Origin of the sequence: Enterobacter sp. YSU (assembly GCF_016082135.1) — a bacterium.
Taxonomy (GTDB): Bacteria; Pseudomonadota; Gammaproteobacteria; order Enterobacterales; family Enterobacteriaceae; genus Enterobacter; species Enterobacter hormaechei_C.
Window position 1 is genome coordinate 3,402,206 of sequence record NZ_CP059487.1, and the last position, 16,982, is coordinate 3,419,187.

18 protein-coding genes, 1 pseudogene and 1 riboswitch are annotated in these 16,982 nt (G+C 50.8%); of the genes and pseudogenes, 14 read left to right on the forward strand and 5 right to left on the reverse strand.

Features of this window, described 5'->3' with window-relative positions:
- Positions 1 to 1,939: 1,939 nt before the first annotated feature.
- The 9 genes from H2Z33_RS16425 (at position 1,940) to H2Z33_RS16465 (ending at position 8,639) form a co-directional block, all read left to right on the forward strand.
- Positions 1,940 to 2,113 carry a hypothetical protein gene (locus H2Z33_RS16425; protein ID WP_023306402.1) on the forward strand — a complete coding sequence of 58 codons (174 nt, stop codon included), beginning with the start codon at positions 1,940 to 1,942 and terminating at the stop codon, positions 2,111 to 2,113.
- A 57-nt stretch (positions 2,114 to 2,170) separates the two neighbouring features.
- Positions 2,171 to 2,995: a hypothetical protein gene (locus H2Z33_RS16430; protein ID WP_063134507.1), complete on the forward strand. Its 825-nt coding sequence runs from the start codon at positions 2,171 to 2,173 to the stop codon at positions 2,993 to 2,995.
- 20 nt (positions 2,996 to 3,015) lie between these two features.
- The gene (locus tag H2Z33_RS16435; RefSeq protein WP_063136166.1) at positions 3,016 to 3,294 is read left to right on the forward strand and encodes a hypothetical protein; all 279 of its coding nucleotides are present in this window, start codon (positions 3,016 to 3,018) and stop codon (positions 3,292 to 3,294) included.
- Between the two features lie 131 nt (positions 3,295 to 3,425).
- The gene (locus H2Z33_RS23430) at positions 3,426 to 3,809 is read left to right on the forward strand and encodes a hypothetical protein (protein ID WP_063136168.1); all 384 of its coding nucleotides are present in this window, start codon (positions 3,426 to 3,428) and stop codon (positions 3,807 to 3,809) included.
- Positions 3,802 to 4,158 (forward strand): hypothetical protein, encoded by a 357-nt coding sequence (locus H2Z33_RS16445; RefSeq protein ID WP_063134506.1) that lies wholly within the window; start codon positions 3,802 to 3,804, stop codon positions 4,156 to 4,158. Before H2Z33_RS23430 ends, H2Z33_RS16445 begins: the two co-directional genes overlap by 8 nt.
- 671 nt (positions 4,159 to 4,829) lie before the next feature.
- On the forward strand, positions 4,830 to 5,045 hold the full coding sequence (locus H2Z33_RS16450; protein ID WP_063134504.1) for a hypothetical protein: 216 nt from the start codon (positions 4,830 to 4,832) through the stop codon (positions 5,043 to 5,045).
- Entirely contained in the window at positions 5,042 to 5,401 is a 360-nt protein-coding gene (locus H2Z33_RS16455; RefSeq protein WP_063134503.1) for a hypothetical protein, read from the forward strand. The genes H2Z33_RS16450 and H2Z33_RS16455 overlap by 4 nt, the downstream gene beginning before the upstream one ends.
- A gap of 16 nt (positions 5,402 to 5,417) precedes the next feature.
- Entirely contained in the window at positions 5,418 to 6,449 is a 1,032-nt protein-coding gene (locus H2Z33_RS16460; RefSeq protein ID WP_063134502.1) for a major capsid protein, read from the forward strand.
- A 324-nt stretch (positions 6,450 to 6,773) separates the two neighbouring features.
- Complete coding sequence (locus H2Z33_RS16465) at positions 6,774 to 8,639, forward strand: cell envelope integrity protein TolA (RefSeq protein WP_063134500.1); 1,866 nt, start codon at positions 6,774 to 6,776, stop codon at positions 8,637 to 8,639.
- Between the two features lie 42 nt (positions 8,640 to 8,681).
- On the opposite strand, the gene H2Z33_RS16470 is transcribed toward H2Z33_RS16465, so the two are convergent.
- Positions 8,682 to 9,353, reverse strand: a complete 672-nt coding sequence (locus tag H2Z33_RS16470; protein ID WP_048240477.1) for an EAL domain-containing protein — start codon at positions 9,351 to 9,353, stop codon at positions 8,682 to 8,684.
- A gap of 110 nt (positions 9,354 to 9,463) precedes the next feature.
- Here H2Z33_RS16470 and H2Z33_RS16475 point away from each other — a divergent pair, with 110 nt between their 5' ends.
- From H2Z33_RS16475 to H2Z33_RS16490, 4 genes are all read left to right on the forward strand, one after another.
- Positions 9,464 to 9,688 (forward strand): hypothetical protein, encoded by a 225-nt coding sequence (locus tag H2Z33_RS16475; protein WP_063134499.1) that lies wholly within the window; start codon positions 9,464 to 9,466, stop codon positions 9,686 to 9,688.
- A gap of 26 nt (positions 9,689 to 9,714) precedes the next feature.
- Positions 9,715 to 9,812: riboswitch (TPP riboswitch) on the forward strand.
- A 35-nt stretch (positions 9,813 to 9,847) separates the two neighbouring features.
- Positions 9,848 to 10,618 (forward strand): hydroxyethylthiazole kinase, encoded by a 771-nt coding sequence (gene thiM / locus H2Z33_RS16480; protein ID WP_023295038.1) that lies wholly within the window; start codon positions 9,848 to 9,850, stop codon positions 10,616 to 10,618.
- Entirely contained in the window at positions 10,615 to 11,415 is an 801-nt protein-coding gene (thiD, locus tag H2Z33_RS16485; RefSeq protein WP_017383356.1) for a bifunctional hydroxymethylpyrimidine kinase/phosphomethylpyrimidine kinase, read from the forward strand. The genes thiM and thiD overlap by 4 nt, the downstream gene beginning before the upstream one ends.
- Positions 11,416 to 11,457: 42 nt before the next feature.
- Entirely contained in the window at positions 11,458 to 12,204 is a 747-nt protein-coding gene (locus H2Z33_RS16490; protein WP_003859242.1) for a GntR family transcriptional regulator, read from the forward strand.
- Here H2Z33_RS16490 and H2Z33_RS16495 read toward each other — a convergent pair.
- From H2Z33_RS16495 to H2Z33_RS16505, 3 genes are read right to left on the reverse strand one after another with little or no spacing between them, the layout of a single operon-like run.
- Positions 12,178 to 13,131, reverse strand: coding sequence for a PfkB family carbohydrate kinase (locus tag H2Z33_RS16495; protein WP_023295037.1), 954 nt, complete (start codon positions 13,129 to 13,131; stop codon positions 12,178 to 12,180). The two genes, H2Z33_RS16490 and H2Z33_RS16495, sit on opposite strands and share 27 nt — an antisense overlap.
- Positions 13,128 to 14,132, reverse strand: a complete 1,005-nt coding sequence (locus tag H2Z33_RS16500) for an ADP-ribosylglycohydrolase family protein (protein ID WP_032654232.1) — start codon at positions 14,130 to 14,132, stop codon at positions 13,128 to 13,130. The genes H2Z33_RS16495 and H2Z33_RS16500 overlap by 4 nt, the downstream gene beginning before the upstream one ends.
- On the reverse strand, positions 14,129 to 15,406 hold the full coding sequence (locus H2Z33_RS16505; protein WP_003859236.1) for a nucleoside permease: 1,278 nt from the start codon (positions 15,404 to 15,406) through the stop codon (positions 14,129 to 14,131). The genes H2Z33_RS16500 and H2Z33_RS16505 overlap by 4 nt, the downstream gene beginning before the upstream one ends.
- Before the next feature lie 247 nt (positions 15,407 to 15,653).
- Between H2Z33_RS16505 and fbaB the strand changes: the two genes are divergently transcribed.
- Positions 15,654 to 16,706 (forward strand): class I fructose-bisphosphate aldolase, encoded by a 1,053-nt coding sequence (gene fbaB / locus H2Z33_RS16510; protein ID WP_063134497.1) that lies wholly within the window; start codon positions 15,654 to 15,656, stop codon positions 16,704 to 16,706.
- 54 nt (positions 16,707 to 16,760) lie between these two features.
- Here fbaB and H2Z33_RS23440 read toward each other — a convergent pair.
- A pseudogene (locus tag H2Z33_RS23440) lies at positions 16,761 to 16,982 on the reverse strand (cytochrome C biogenesis protein CcdA); the annotation flags it as partial.

Below are 16,982 nucleotides of genomic sequence, written 5' to 3' on the forward strand. Positions count from 1 at the left end.
CTTAATCTGTTTCGGTGAGAAATTAATATTGATCAAAATCAGATAGATAGCAAGATCATTTTGTTCTTAATTGCATAAATGTCTTATTGGTGGGATTTCGGGGGTATTAAGTGGCATTAAACGCGATTAAAGCCGATTTAGGGGAGCGCGGTTGCGAGAGGTGCTTAACGGACTAAAACCAGGCCCCCGATCTTGTGATTTCTTGAGTTTAAAATATCTCATTGATTCATAAAGGTTTTATTTTTAATTGTGATATTTCATAGAAACTTAATCTTGTCAACAGATTTATTTTTGCAGGCTGATTTTGCTCCAGGAATAGCCGAGAAAAGGCCAATAAATAGAGCTAAAACATAAGTGATTGTTTCTACTGAATGATGAATAGGACAGATAACCTGAATGTCCTATCGGAGCGGGATATTGCATGGTAAATGAGAGTAATTATCACCTAAATCTGATTGCATCATGAAATGATTAGAATGCTAATTAAATGGCGGGTTTTGGCATGGAAAATCGCAACTAAAATAAATTTGATAAAACACAAAAAGTCTTTAAGCACATTGCACCTATCATGAAAGTGTTCATTGTGGACAATGACCGCTGTGAGCAGCACTATACAACGGTTTAGCTAAGTGGGGCATTCTTACAATGAAAGTGAACAATCCACTTTGACCTACATCTACACCGCTTCTTTACCTGTCATTTAAGATAGGTTTTGATGTTATTAATGTAGGGTTTTGATAGGGTTAATCTAAGATTTGCCTCTGGCTGTTCTTAGGATTGTTGCATGTGCGATTCTTAGTGAGCAGGGCGACGATATACATCAGAATGATGTGTGTCGAAACTGAGGATAAGCGGATATACATCAAAATGATGTATGGATGCATGGGATACGCATCAAATTGATGTATGGATCGGCAAACTACACATCAAATTGATGTTCTATACAAAGAGATTCTAAAAGCGATCTCTAAAAGAGAGCTTTTAGAAGATCTTGTGAAAGATTCGCTTTGCTGGCGTGTGTCGCCTGGCAAGTGACCTGATTCGCCTTTGGGTGGCTACTCGGTCAGCCGCTCACGACGCAGCGATCAGCGCATCTGTCTGTGATTGTGCCAGGGCTTCGCCCTCGTTTCACGAGGCACAGAAGCTGTGCGCCGTGTGCGCAATCTCTTTCGGCATAACTTCTGCCTGTCTTCCATGCTCCGCATTTCATCCATGCAAAGTTAGCCCACGGCTAAGGCTTCACTGGTCGCTGATAGCTCCAGTTCATCCAGCCTCAATCCAATACCAACACCTACTATCCTGATAACTACCGTTATCCCTCTGTAGTTGTGCTATTGGTTTCGGTAAGTGCCAGAGGGCGGAAGTGATGCGAATAGAACGCCTCAGACGCGCTGTAAGCGGTTTTGAGATGGTAGGGAATGCAGATACTACTGATATCACAAAAGCTCTCAGAACGCGATACAGGAGGTTTTGTTAGTGTGAGAAGAGGTTGAACAAATAGATTGAGTGTGCTAAAATTTTAATTCACTTAATTTTGAAATTAGCTATTGACTTTGAAATCATTTCATGTTATAGTAAATGATGTAGGGTGATGAAAGCATTCATCCCGTCGCCTTCTTAGGCATCCAGCCTAACGCAAACAATCCAAATTACACCGCACTATCAGGAAACGTAATTAACGTTCTCCCTGGATGGTGTTTTCGTTTATCTAACGCAAGGAGAATCAAAATTAAGTATTTCAACCCAGAACTTGTCTTCGAGGCTTTAAAGGCCGGAAACCAGACACGAAAGGCAATTAACAGCCAGCGAGCAGCAGCACAGCGTCAAGGATATTTAGAACACGCTGAAAGATTGCGTAAAGGAATCGAACTTTACGATCAATGGAAAGCTGAACAGGCTGAAACCACCACCAACGATTAAACCAGAAGGAGAAAACCACATGAGCGACATTATAAACGCAACCCCAAAGGGGAAGGCATTCACTACTCTGAAAATTGATGATTCAACGTTTCAAGCCCTTTTTAAGGCAGCGAGAGCGCAGAGAATTACCGTAAGAGAATACATTCTTTCTATTCTTGATCAACACGCGGAGAAATTAACAGAGGGCAAGTGATCCCAAACTCACCTATTAGCCGCACAAGCGGGGACGACATACAAGGAACAATTTTCTATGACCAAAATTAAGTACATCAACACCGATGTATTCAAATACGTACCGATTGAAGACGCATTTAACGAATGTACCAGGATCACCAATCTTAAAACAGGTGTTACAGAATCCCTATCTCCTGCTGATAAGCAGTTTTACGTCAGAATGCGCCATCGTTATCATCGCTTTGCGATAGAGTTGGGCGGTACTTATTACGATGACATTGATCAGCTTGGTGCAAGTATTGGTGTTAGTTCGGCAACAGCAACACGCATTGTTGCAAAGTTGAAGAAAATCGGACTGATCGCCAGTAATAAGCCAAAGCGCTCAAACCAATGGACTATAACGCCACTCACGCCGGAAAACTTCACCTTTGAACGTGATCGTAATGCGATGGAACGAGATTCCACGCCGGAATGGGTAGATTGTCTAAAACATCCAGTTTTTGGCAAAGTGAAAGAAGACGTAGCACCAGAAGTGCAGTTGGAGGAACAACGCGACGATCCGATGTGTGACCTTGACGAAGCACCGGAAGAGGAAGCGCCAGCGCCGGAAAAAGTGAAGCCAACACCCACGCCAAAGCCCACGAAGAAACCAGCGGCAAGGAAAGCGCCAGCTAAACAGCAAAACGTTTCCCCGTTCGAGTTTAAAACGCCACGAGACGAACGTTTTGATGGGATAGCCTTTGAAAGGTTAAACGACGCATCTGATCGCTTCTTAGTTTTCCAGGATTACGATCTGCCATACCTCGTGTTATTCGAAAGTCAGGGGAAACTAACCAACCCAGCCGCAATAAATCATTTGAAAATGAAGAGGAATCTCTTCGAAACAACAGGGCGCTTGTAGCCATTTTAACCAGGAGGATTATGATCCAATACTTAGTGAAATACGGCGTTGACCGTATTCAGATTAATGACGCTGGAAAGCGTGTGTTAGAAACCCTGCATTACTTCTATAAATCCAAACCGACAAAGATCAGCTACGGTGACATTATCGAACGTTCTGGATGTTCGCAAGGTGGTGTGATGTTCTGGCTTCACGCTTTAAAATCATTCGGTGTTATCGATTTTAAAGAAGCTGGCTATTTCGACGTAACAGTTAAATCTATGATCTCGGATTATGAGATCATTTATTCAAATAACTGATGAGCAACGCGAACACTAAATAACAACCAATAGGGAAACTTTTATGATCATCGCTATGTATTGGTTATTTGCATTTTACGCAGTATGGACATTAACGAGAAAACACGGAAGTTTCCCTCTACGAGGAATGAATGGGACGAAAAGAACGAAATCCAATTAAACGGATAGAACAAGCAACACGCGCCAGCAAACGTAAATACACCTATTCTCTACAAGACCTCGCAAGAGAGTCTATTCCAGGAGAATGGATCACCGAAATAATAGAACACCCTGCAACGGTGCCTGTAGGGGCAGAGTTTGAACTATTGCAGGATGTTTTAGCATCTTCGGATAATGTCTTCTATAAACCACGCCGCCGCCGTGAATACCGTGTTGATTCATCGAATCTCAAGAAGTGGCAGCTATACGCAGAAAACTATATTGACTGGGTGGGGTATTCCCAAACTAACGGCTTATCCAATCACATACAAGATTTTGACATTCTCTTTGACGACAAGGAAAACAACAATGAATAATAAAACTATGGACACCGTGAACAACGTGAACACCCTAATTAACTCCTTCCACGACAACTGGCATTTACCAACCTTGCAGCTTGTTAATAAGGCGTGGTGTGAGAGAACGCCTTCCGCGCTTCTGGAAGCTGTGCAATACACTGAACAGGCAATCACTGCCCTTGAACATTTGCAAACGTCTGTAGCTCGTTTGGTGCAGCGTGACTGTAGTACGATCACACCAGAAGAAGCCTGGCGTGTAGCTAATGACTTTGAGGAGCTGGCTTGCTCTCTGCAATACATCACCGCTGAACTGGGAGAGCTTAGCCTCGACATTGCCAAGGTTTATGGCATGATTCAGAGTGAATAAATATTCACTGATAGTGCATAAATACTTGACATGTGCATAACTTTTATGTTACTATGTAAGTATAGGGTAAGTATTCGAATCACTTCACCCTCGTATGACAATACGCACTCCCTGAGAATGCCGTTTCCCATAGGCGGCATTCTCTCCCTCTGAATGCTATTTCTGAAAGTGTTGGTTCTTTCCTCTTTGTCTTGTTTGTTCCGCAGGAATGCGCGGGATGTAATATCTTGTTGTGTTGGTATTGCATCGCAATCACCGCGCATCTCCGACTTTTTCAGAAAGGGCATTCGCTCTTTGCTCATTCATTCCGTTAGGGTGAATGTAGTCAGACTGAATAAACGCCGTCAGCGGTAGTTACGTTCAGGCTGGTAATCTCTTATTACTATTCCAGGGTGATAAGAAATTCCATTCCCACTTCTCGCCATGACAGAAGGGCTTCTGTTTTGAGGTGGGAGCAATGACGGGGCGATCCTTCTTCTGTTATTCGTAACAGTTGCGCCCTTCATTTTATTCAAGAAACCATTCTTTAACATCATAATCCTCCGAAACGATGACGTTAAACAATGCTTTCTAACAAGGGCATACTCTCCAGGGCTACTTCGGTAGCCCTTCTCTTTACCCTGCGTACAACATAAATGCTGCACGCAGACACAACGCGAAGGAACAACACAATGTTCTTATTAAACAATCGCGACCGAATCCTAAAATACAAATCCGAAGTGATTCAAGTTAATCCTGAGTTAATAGCTAAAGTGGCTGAAATGGCAGGATGTACCGTTGAAGAAATAGAAAAAGCTGTAGACCAGTATTTCCCTTCTGAGGACACACCTCAACTTAGTATGCAGGAACGGATCGCAATCAAATCCAAGGAAATCAAACAACAATGATTGTAGACCTAACCGAACTTTTCCCAATTCGTAAGAGTTTCACTGACGTAGTGAGCTACGCCACTGATTCTTTTGCAGCCGTAGAAGGCCGTGTTTTCGACCTGCCAGCAGATATTGAATGCGGCGATGTTATCGGCGCTGATGGCGCTCTATACACTTCCGGCGATGATGCCTTTGTGGTGGTAAGTGATTTCGTCAGTACTGGCGACGGTAAAACGGTGAATGTCCTACGTGCGCCTAATGTTGGCAGCTTCGTAGCACTGAAAGCCGACAACCTGCACGCAGCTAACCACGCCGCAGCTATCACCACGCTCGAATCCAAAGGGTTCGTATGCCGTCCATTCTTCACCTCTTAATCAAGGATGATCATTAATGACTAAAATCGCAATCGGGCGCGATCTGGTGGACTTAGCGCCAATCTTCCAGGCCCTGCCGGAACGTAACTACCTTATGAATGCCCTCGATCTTTTCGACGGGGTAGGCGTCCAGAATCCGAAAGTGGTGGTAACACAGCTTCTGGATGATAACTACAGCCTGTTTAACACCCCGCAGAGCCGTTATTCATCAAACCACGACACTACCGCGCGTCAGAACGGTAAAGAGTATCTTATTGAAATTCCTTGGTTTGCAAGGGAGGACACCTTTAAACCTGTTGATGTGCAAGGAAAAAGGGTACAAGGCACTGATTACGAACAAACCGTTACCGACCTGTACACCGAGTACACTGGGAAACATAAAATTGCTTACCTTCGTACCCGTGAATCTTACCTGGCCCGCTGCCTCTTCAAAGGTGAAGTTTATACTCCTGCAACAGATGACCTACTGATCTCTTATGCTGAACTGTTCGGCGTAGTGCCAATGACAGCCAGCGTGAGCGCAGCGGCAGCGGCACAGGATTTTGATGCCATCTTAGACAAAGTTCAGGCTGCCGCAGGTGGATTGGCTGGTCAGATTGAACGAGTGATCGTATTCGCTAAGCCTGCTGCATTTAGCCAGATTCGCTTCTCTGACAGTATGTCTAAGGCATTCACCTACGTAGCGCCATACGATGAACGTAACCTGTTCTACCAGCGTCACGAGCTTCTACCTGGTGTTTCAACCTTTAGCTTGCCTGGTGCGCCTATCGACATTGTTAAAGTGACAGATCCGCTGATCCTTGCACAGATGCCGGATGATGCCGACATGGTGGCGGTTCCTGTGTTTAGCAAAGGCACGAATGCCTACCAGACGATCTACGGGGCTGCCTCCGGCAACTTCGCACTGATCGATGCTGCACCTGCTGAATACTATTCTTGGGGCTACCTGAGCGAGCGCGGCGATGCGTACCACGTTATGCACGAAAACAGCGCGTTATGTGTGAACCATGCGTTAGGTATGCAGGTGAAAATCACCATCACTGCTTAATGAGCAAGCGGGAGCCTGACCCGCTGGAATATTCAGGCGCTTTAATGAGGGATGCTCACTAATCCACAGCGCAATTGTGGCTCTGGTGGCATCCCTTTTTTGTTTCCCCCATAACAAGAGGAAAAATAGAGGTGGAACTAATCCTTAAATCAAATCGTGGCCTACACGTCCGACTGAGTGCAGACGATGCAGAAGGGCTGCTCAAGGTGAGCCAGCTTTGCGAGCTATTAGAGATATCGTATACGGGCGTTAGAGCGCGTATTTTCCGTGGTGATACCGTCGAAGCGGCAATTCATCACTTCCTTGATCAGAAAGGCGGTGGTGATGCTTGATATCAACGTAGCTTCCATCAAGACGACCGTTTCCTTTGTGGTCGATAAACAAAGTCTGGCGGAAGCCCGTAAAGCTGGCGATGACCTGAAAAAATACTTTGAGAAAATAGCCGATCCGAAGATTCGCTTCCAGGCTCAAAAGCAGCGCAGACAGAAAGCCCGTCAACAAGCTGACGATGCACGTTTTAATGATAAACCTCGTGATACGAAGGAAATGAAAGCCCAACGTGCGGCGGAGAAGCAGAAAGCCAAGGATGAAAAGGCCAATCTGAAAGCGAAGCAGCAGCTACAGAAGCGCCAGGAAGTAGCCGAACTTAGACTTCGCCATGCAGGGCTGCAAGTCTCTGGGATTAAAGGTAAATACGGGCTTGATCCTAAATCTCAATATGAAGCGTTACGTTTCATACGTCAGCAAACAGAGGAATTTGCCAAAGGCAATCTGACCAGTGCCCGTATGAACGCATCTATTCGTGAGCGTGTAACCCTGTTACGCAGAGCCGCCGCACAGCAAGCGAAAGTGACACAGGCACAGCGTACCCAGTATGCAGCAGCAGCCACTAAGCTAAAGGCTCAGAAGGGCGGGAATGCTCCTATCGTCGGTGGTGGAGTGTTGGGAAGTATTGCGTTAACGGCTGGCTCCCTCGGAGTGGGGCAGCGAATTATTGACAGAGGGAATGAGAATCTTGATCTGGTGCGACAGTCGGCTCTTGTTAAGACAAATCCTAATGCAATCAAGACAATGGTAGCCTGGGGACAGCAACACGGTGTTGATTCAGCTAATACCTCAAAAGCCGTCGATAACATGAAAGACGTCCGTGAACGCCTCGCTATGACTGTGAATGATAGCCAGTTTAAAAATGGCGAATGGAAAGGTGGCGACGGTGGCATTACGTCGATAATGAACAAATTTGGATGGAGTAAGGATCAGATTTCCAAGTTGCAAGATTCACCACTCGATTTTGTTCAAGCTACGGTGAATGAAGGGCAACGCCGTGGTATGTCACAGGCTCAGATTGGTACGCTGATTGAGAGTTTAGGTGATGACCTGATGCACTACACCAATATGTTCATGAACAACGGAGCGGAGTATAACAAGACGCTGAAACAGCTTGTGGAAAGCGGTCAGACGCTGAACGAAGAGCAGATAAAACAGACGCTTGCATATGGTGATCTGAGTGTAGCGATGGGTAATCTGATGAATGGCGTTGATAACAGTCTATTCACTGGCTTTATGTCCAGTTTCGCCGATAGCGGTGATGAGTTGGTGAAAAATACGCAGGCAATCAATCAGAGTGCAGGGCTATTAGGTGAGGGATTAGGCGACCTTGCTAAACAGGTGACAGGTTTTGTTGGTGAGATTTCCAATGTTGTGAGTGATATCAATAAAGGGCTGAAAGAACGTTTCCCTGAATGGTTTGCTGAAAAAGATAAACCAGCGGCCCAGGCTCTCTATGATGGTGCTGTTACAGGCTCTGCCAACAGTGCTGCCGATTGGGTGCAGGACAAGATAGGGTTTAATACCCGTAGTGTCGGTCATGCAGTTAAAGGTTGGTTAGGAATAGATGATCAGCCTACAGGGACAGCGGTAGAACAATACGGCCTGAATGGTGATTCTCTGCAAGGGGGAGCGCTTCGTGATTCTGCTATATCATCCCTAACCAGCACCAATAGTGCGCCATCGTACAATCTTGCACCTGTATTCAATCTCAATCTTGAGGCGTCTGTTCCGCTCACAATTGCGAGTGATTCAAGTAGGCTTGCGGATTATGTGGATTTTACGGCGAAAGCCTCACAAGCGGCGTTTACTCAGTCACTAACCTTGTCAGCCTTGAGCGGTCAAAGCAGTACAGGCGGGTGATACATCAAAGGGGCGTAAGCCCCTTTTTTGATGGTTTCAACACTACAGCAATAAATCCACGTTTTTAAAAGGGACAGATTTAAAAAGATACCCCTGTAATCCCCAAACCCCCACCTCACGCAGTATTCCCAAACGTTCTCGATCCTCAATCCCTTCGATAATAACCTTGCCGCAGTGCTTTTGAATGGAAGCAATCAGCGGGTAGAAGGTTGGTTTCTGCACCTGCTGATTAAAGAAGCAGCGATCTACCTTTACAACCTCAAAGTATCCTTCCATCAAACTAACAACATTCGCGTTTCCTGCGCCAAGGTCATCGAGCCATAGCCCATTCACACCCTGGCTCAGCGACTTTAACAAAGGGCTTTTCAATCCCTTATCCAAACCAGGGAAATGCTCAGAAAGCTCAAGTTTGACGAAAGGCATAGATTCAAACGTTTTTATCAATGTGTGATCGTGCCGAACGAGAAAAGCCATTTGTTGATCAATGTTTAGTGTGCAAAACAGATTATTCCTTTCGAACCACTTTTGTTTGCTGGCAATGAAACCGCATTGCTCGTACAGAAAGAGTCGCTTCCTATCCAAATCCCAGGATGAAATCACATACTCCGGATGATGTGAGCGCCCTTCACTGGAAATGAAACGAGTGAGAAGCTCAACCCCCATTAATCTCTCGTCAATGCTCATTATTGGTTCTGCGATAAATTCAGTCTGCATGAGTCTTCTCCGTGAATGTAACGGACTGATAATGATGCATTTAAAAATATTGATCAATAAAAACGATCAATTAACGAAATATGATCGATAAAAACGATTGATATATCTGTATGATTTATCTCGATAAAAATAAAAACAGACTATTCCTAATTGCTGTGGCGGAGTGCTTTTCTGATGGTTTATGGCTTGTTGAGAGGGAAGCGATGCTTATGACCTTTTTTGCTGTCTGGTGTGGGGGTCAAAATGGGGGTCAAATTAGGGGTTATGCTTATTTTCAAGTTGTAGATGCGATGACCGGAAAGGCGGGGCTTGCAACAGCAACCCACTTCCCCTAAGCTGGCAAAAAGTATAGAGATTCAATCTTCATGACTCGGGGTGCCCTTCTTAAATGAAGGCTGAGAAATACCCGTATTACCTGATCTGGATAATGCCAGCGTAGGGAAGTCAGATGCCTACCCGGTCATCGCTTCTTCACGCACGGCAGGAGCGAAACCATGCAGCCTGACCTGCTCGACTCACACGTTTTACATCAATTCCGAACCCGTTCCCCGCTCACGCACTGTATGACCAACGATGTCGTGCAGACCTTCACCGCCAACGTTTTGCTCGCGCTGGGTGCTTCCCCGGCAATGGTGATCGAAGCCGAGGAAGCGGAACAGTTTGCCGCGCTTGCCGATGCTCTGCTCATCAACGTGGGTACACTCACCGCGCCGCGCGCCCAGTCGATGCGTCGGGCCATTGAGAGCGCGGTAGCCGCGGGTACGCCCTGGGTTCTGGATCCGGTTGCGGTTGGCGCGCTGGCGTACCGCACCCGATTTTGCCAGCAAATATTGTCCCTTAAACCTGCGGCCATTCGTGGAAACGCCTCCGAAATCCTCGCCCTTGCCGGAATGAGTGCGGGCGGGCGCGGGGTTGATTCCACCGATACGGCGGCGAGCGCGTTGACCGCTGCGCAGACGCTCGCCCGTCAGACCCATGCCGTTGTGGTCGTCACAGGAGAAGTGGATCACATCACTGATGGTCAGCGAACCCGTACGGTCGCGGGCGGCGACCCGCTGATGACCCGCGTGGTGGGAACAGGCTGTGCGCTCTCGGCGGTCGTCGCCGCCTGCTGTTCGCTGCCTGGCGACAGGCTTGATAATGCGACGGCAGCCTGCGGCTTTATGAAGCGCGCAGGGGCAGCTGCACTGACTCACAGCCGGGGCCCCGGCAGCTTTGCCCCGGCGTTTCTGGATGCGCTTTACGCGCTGGAGGAGCTGGTATGACACGCATTAATGCCCTGACTATTGCGGGAACCGATCCCAGCGGCGGAGCGGGGATCCAGGCAGACCTGAAAACCTTCTCTGCGCTCGGCGCTTACGGATGCTCGGTTATCACCGCGCTGGTGGCGCAAAACACGCGCGGTGTACAGTCGGTATATCGTATTGAGCCGGATTTTGTCGCCGCACAGCTGGATTCGGTATTCAGCGATGTACGCATCGACACCACCAAAATCGGCATGCTAGCAGAGGCGGACATTGTTGAAGCGGTCGCTGAACGTCTCAAACGTTATCAGATAAAAAACGTGGTGCTCGATACCGTGATGCTGGCCAAAAGCGGCGATCCGTTGCTCTCCGCCTCTGCCGTCGACACCCTGCGTAAAAAGCTGCTGCCGCAGGTGGCGCTGATCACGCCAAACCTCCCTGAAGCCGCCGCGCTGCTGGATGCGTCACACGCGCAAAACGAACGTGAGATGAAAGAGCAGGGCAATGCGCTGCTGGCGATGGGATGCAGCGCGGTGCTGATGAAAGGCGGTCATCTTGATGATGCAGAAAGCCCGGACTGGCTCTTCACCCGCGATGGCGCTCAACGTTTCACTGCCCCGCGGGTACAGACCAAAAACACCCACGGCACGGGATGTACGCTCTCGGCGGCGCTGGCGGCGCTGCGTCCCCGAAACGCGAACTGGGCGGATACGGTGCAGGAGGCGAAGATCTGGCTCTCGTGCGCGCTGGCAAAAGCCGATTCTCTGGAAGTGGGTCACGGTATTGGGCCGGTTCACCATTTTCATGCATGGTGGTAAGCCGTATACTGGCATAAAACCTTATGCCAGAGAAAAACAGAGATGGAACAAGCGCATACCCGGTTAATTGCTCAACTCAAGGAACGAATTGCCGCACCGGACAACACGCCGTTGTACCTGAAATTTGCCGAAACGGTTAAAAACGCGGTACGCAGCGGCGTGCTCGCGCACGGTAATATTTTGCCGGGCGAGCGCGATCTGAGCCAGCTGGCCGGTGTGTCGCGCATTACGGTGCGTAAAGCGATGCAGGCGCTGGAAGAGGCCGGCGTCGTCACCCGCGCGCGTGGATACGGTACGCAAATCAACAATATCTTTGAATATTCGCTAAAAGAGGCGCGCGGGTTTTCTCAGCAGGTGGTGCTGCGGGGCAAAACGCCCAACACGCTGTGGGTTAATAAACGCGTCGTGAAATGTCCGGAGGAGATCGCCCGCCACCTTTCCCTTGCGCCGGACAGCGATGTATTTCTGCTTAAGCGCATCCGCTACGTGGATGACGATGCGGTATCAATAGAGGAGTCCTGGGTACCGGTAGGATTAATCCCCAATCCGGACGACATCGGCGTCTCGCTTTACGATTACTTCCGCAGCCAGAATATCTTTCCGCAGCGCACCCGTTCCCGCGTCAGCGCCCGGATGCCGGACAGCGAGTTTCAGGCGCATATCAAGATGGACGATAAGATACCGGTGCTGGTGATCAAGCAAGTCGCGCTCGATCAACAGCACCGGCCAATTGAGTACAGCATCAGCTACTGCCGCAGCGACCTATACGTCTTTGTGTGCGAGGAGTAGGGCCTCGCGCGTGGGGGCGCAGTCGCCACCGCGATGGCTGACTACCCAGGCGGCTACGGCATTGCCAAGCTGCACCGCCTCTGGCAGTGACCATCCCGCGGCCAGCCCGGCAAGGGTACCTCCCGCATGGCTGTCACCCGCGCCGATGGTATCGACCACGGTAGCAGGAAACGCCGGAACGTGTCCGGAAGCGTCACCGTCGTACCAGACCGCCCCGTCTTTATCATGGCGTACGATCAGCGCAGCGCCAAACCTCTGCTGCCACCGTGTGCCGAGCTCTTCCACGTTTACGCCAAGCCATTCGGCGGCAAGTTCCGCCTCCTGACGATTGAGCGAGACGATTGGTTTGCAGGCCATGATCCGCGCCATCAGCGGGTCGGGAATATCCGCGATGCGCGGACCGAAATCGATAAAGAGCGTCGCATCCTGAAGACTTTCCAGCCAGGCCGTCAGCAGCTCACCGCTGGGGGACGCCAGCTGGTAGCCGGACAAAGAGATCAGGCTCCCTGCCGGCACGCTTAACCCGTCCAGCCAGCGCTGCTGCCACTGGTTCTCCACGCCGCTAAACGACATAAAGGTCCGTTCACCGTCAGGCTCCACCAGCGCCAGGCACCAGCCGTTATCGCCCGTTTCCGCTTCCACGGCGCTGTGCAGATCCTGCTTCGCCATGGCGTTACGGATAATATCGGCCCACACGCCGTGGCCGACGGGAAGGGCGTTTTGCGCAGCAATGCCGAGCCGCTTCAGGGCGATGGCGATATTCAGCGCGCAGCCGCCAATATTCACTCCCTGTTGCTTCAGCTCGATATCACACCCGCGCCAGGGCAGGGCGTAGGCGTCGGCAATCACGTCGATGACCGCCGCGCCGAGTACCGTTACGGGGCGCGTGGCGTGAAGGGTTTCGAGACGGCGGGCAAAAGCACTCATACGCCCTCCCTTTGCTCCCGGAAGTGCAGCAGTTTTTCGCAGTAGTGGCTGAAATCGAGCCGGTTTACGGCATCAAGTTCGTTTTTGAGTGCCGGATCAATGGCCTGTACACCGTGCAGCGCACCGCAGATGGCCGTTGCCATCGCGCCGATAGTGTCAGTATCACCGCCCAGGTTGGCGCATAACACCGCGCAGCGGTTCGGATCGGTGCCCGCGAGTTCGACCATCGCAATCGCCGCCGGAACGGACTCAAGGGTGCTCGTGCCCGCGCCAATAAGCTGATAGATCTGCTCGCTGGCGGACTCGGTACCGTTGGCTTCGCGCACGGTTTTCAGGGCCAGTTCAATACGAGCGGAAAGCGATGCGCTGAAGGTGGTCGTGTTCTCCTCCTGCGCCGCACGGGCAATACCCGGCAGGGCATCGGCGATGTGATGCCAGCGCTCGCCGTCGATAGCGCGTGAAACCGCCCAGGCGATCACCACCGCACCGGCGATGGCGAGATCCGATTTATGGGTCGGGCTGGAGGCTAACGCAACCTGTTCCACAAAGTGCGCCAGACGCGTGGCTGGCAGGAGGCATCCCAGCGGGGAGGCGCGCATCGCCGCCCCGTTGGTGACGCCGTTGTTTTCCAGCTGGCTCACCGGCTTGCCGTCACGGATGGCGTTCAGGGCAATTTTGGAGGTCGGGCCGAGCACATTCTTATTGAACGCGTCAAAATCCAGCGCCCAGTCCAGAATATGCTTACCGATAACGTCAGGGTTAATTTCCCCGTCGCATTCGATAATCGCGTCGGCCAGGCACAGCGCCATCGACGTATCATCCGTAAATTCGGCCTGCTTAAAGTAACAGGCGGCATTATTCTCAGCCGGGCCGGGTAAGAAACGGTCGATCCAGCCGAAGTGCGCTTTCACCCGCTTGCGCGGCCACAGCTCCGACGGCATCCCCATCGCATCCCCTAACGCCTGCCCGTAAAGAGCACCGAGAATACGGTCTTGTTTCATTTAACTTCCCCTCGTGTCAGCGCGGTATCGCCATCAACCACCTCAATTGCGGTGATCTCTTTATCCGATTCGCGGAAAAACAGCATAAACAGCACGGCAATCACCACAATCATGATTGCACCAAACGTCCACATTCCGGCCCAGTTGAAGGTCAGCCCATTCACCGGCTCTTTATATGCGAACATTTTTTCCATCATCACGCCGCCGAGACGGTAACCCAGCAGGCTACCAAAGCCCTGACAGCACAGCGTGATCAAGCCCTGCGCCGCGTTGCGCATGTGCACGGGCGCTTTTTTATCCACGTAGATGTACGCGGTGACGTAATAGAAGTCATAGCTTACGCCGTGCAGCAGAATGCCGAGGAACAGCAGGGCGTAGGTGAAGTATTGCTCGGCGCCGCCGTAAACAAAGAAACCGTAGCGAATGGCGGCGGTGATCAGGCCCAGCAGCAAGACCTTCTTAATACCAAAGCGTTTGGTAAAGAATGGCAGAGCGAGCATGAAGAAGATTTCAGAGAACTGGCCGAGGGTCATCCAGCCGGTGGCGTTTTTCATCCCCACTTCGGTGAGATAGCCGTTGGCAAAGATATAGTAGAAGGCCAGCGGCATGGCGAACAGGAACGAGCAGAAGAAGAACACCAGGAAGTTTTTATCGCGCAGCAGGATCAGCGCATCCAGCCCCAGCATCACTTTGAAATCCAGCTTGCCGGTACTCTTCGGCGGGGTATTCGGCAGGAACAGCGCGAAGACGCCAAGCAGAAGGGAGCTGGCAGCGGTCATCAGCAGCGGGATATTGGTGTCAGAGATGTCGCTATAGCCCATCATCTGCGGCAGGAAGCCGCACGCCAGGCCGGAGGCAATCCAGCCGATAGTGCCCATCACGCGGATGCGCGGGAAATCAGCCTCCACGTCATCGACGTTCGCAAAGGCGATGCTGTTGGTCAGCGCGATGGTCGGCATATAGGTCAGGGAGTAGGCCAGCAGCAGCGGGAAGAAGGTGCTGAACTGGGTTTGCTGTGCTGCGAAATACATCAGAATCGCGCCAGCGAACATCAGCACGGCCAGCACTTTCTGGGCGGCGAAGAAACGGTCCGTCAGCGAGCCGACAAGGATGGGGGAGAGGATCGCGGCAATCGCGGTACAGGCGTACGACCAGCCAATTTCCCCGGCGGTAAACCCGCTCTTACTCAGCCACAGCCACAGCGGCACAAACCATGCGCCCCAGATAAACCATTCAACGAACATCATGAATGACAGTTGGACTTTCGTTTTCATTTTTTAATCCTGCATGTCAGAGGTACGCATGTAACATACCATGTGATAATACCTTTTAAATACCTTTAAGGCGATTGTTTGATCAGTGTAACAAAAATGTTGTACACGAAACGAGCCAGCAGATTGTGCTTAAAAAGTTGCAAATGGTGGAAAATAGGTTAAGTCGGTACCAGGCTTAGTCTGCCTGCAAAAACGTGGGCTTGGATCACACGCTCCGACATCATGTCGGACTTACGGGAGCATCACTATGACTGATATTGCGCAACTGCTTGGCCAAGACGCCGACAGCCTTTTACAGCATCGTTGTATGACCATTCCAGCCGACCAGCTTTATCTGCCTGGCCATGATTACGTAGACCGCGTCATGGTCGACAACAACCGTCCGCCTGCCGTACTGCGAAACATGCAGACGCTTTACAATACCGGTCGTCTGGGCGGGACCGGGTATCTCTCCATTCTGCCCGTTGACCAGGGCGTAGAGCACTCGGCGGGAGCGTCTTTTGCTGCTAACCCGCTCTACTTTGACCCGAAAAACATTGTCGAGCTGGCGATTGAAGCGGGCTGTAACTGTGTGGCATCGACCTATGGCGTGCTGGCCTCCGTTTCCCGCCGCTATGCTCACCGCATTCCGTTCCTCGTCAAGCTGAATCACAACGAAACCCTGAGCTACCCAACCGAATACGATCAGACACTGTACGCCAGCGTCGAACAGGCGTTCAACATGGGTGCGGTAGCGGTCGGGGCGACTATCTATTTTGGCTCTGAGCAGTCGCGTCGGCAGATAGAAGAGATCTCTGCCGCGTTTGAGCGCGCGCACGAGCTGGGGATGGTGACCGTATTGTGGGCCTATCTGCGTAACAACGCGTTTAAGAAAGACGGCGTGGATTACCACGTATCAGCGGATCTGACCGGTCAGGCAAATCACCTGGCGGCAACCATCGGCGCGGACATCGTGAAGCAGAAAATGGCCGAGAATAACGGCGGGTATAAAGCGGTGAACTTTGGCTATACCGACGACCGCGTCTACAGCAAGCTGACCAGCGACAATCCTATCGATCTGGTGCGCTACCAGCTGGCTAACTGCTACATGGGCCGCGCCGGGCTGATTAACTCCGGCGGTGCAGCAGGCGGTGAAACCGATCTGACCGACGCGGTGCGCACGGCGGTGATTAACAAACGCGCCGGCGGAATGGGGCTGATCCTTGGCCGCAAGGCGTTTAAAAAATCCATGGCCGACGGCGTGAAGCTGATTAATGCGGTTCAGGATGTCTATCTGGACAATAAAGTGACGATTGCCTAATCGCACGCATCTTCCTGCCGGGACAAGCGTGACCCGGCAGGAAAGTTCTCTCGCTTACTCCTTCAGCGTTTCAGGATGAGGAGTAATCAGCAGACCCGCCATCCCTCTCTTGCTGCTATTTGCTTTTTCTAAGCCCGGCTGCGTGACGCGGATAAAGGCACACAGAACAAAAGCCAGCAGATAAAGCACCGTATAGGCGATGACCACGCCGAGCGTGCTGAACCAGGGCAGCAGCACCACGGCAATCGCCGGCGCAAGGAAGTTAGACAGACCGGC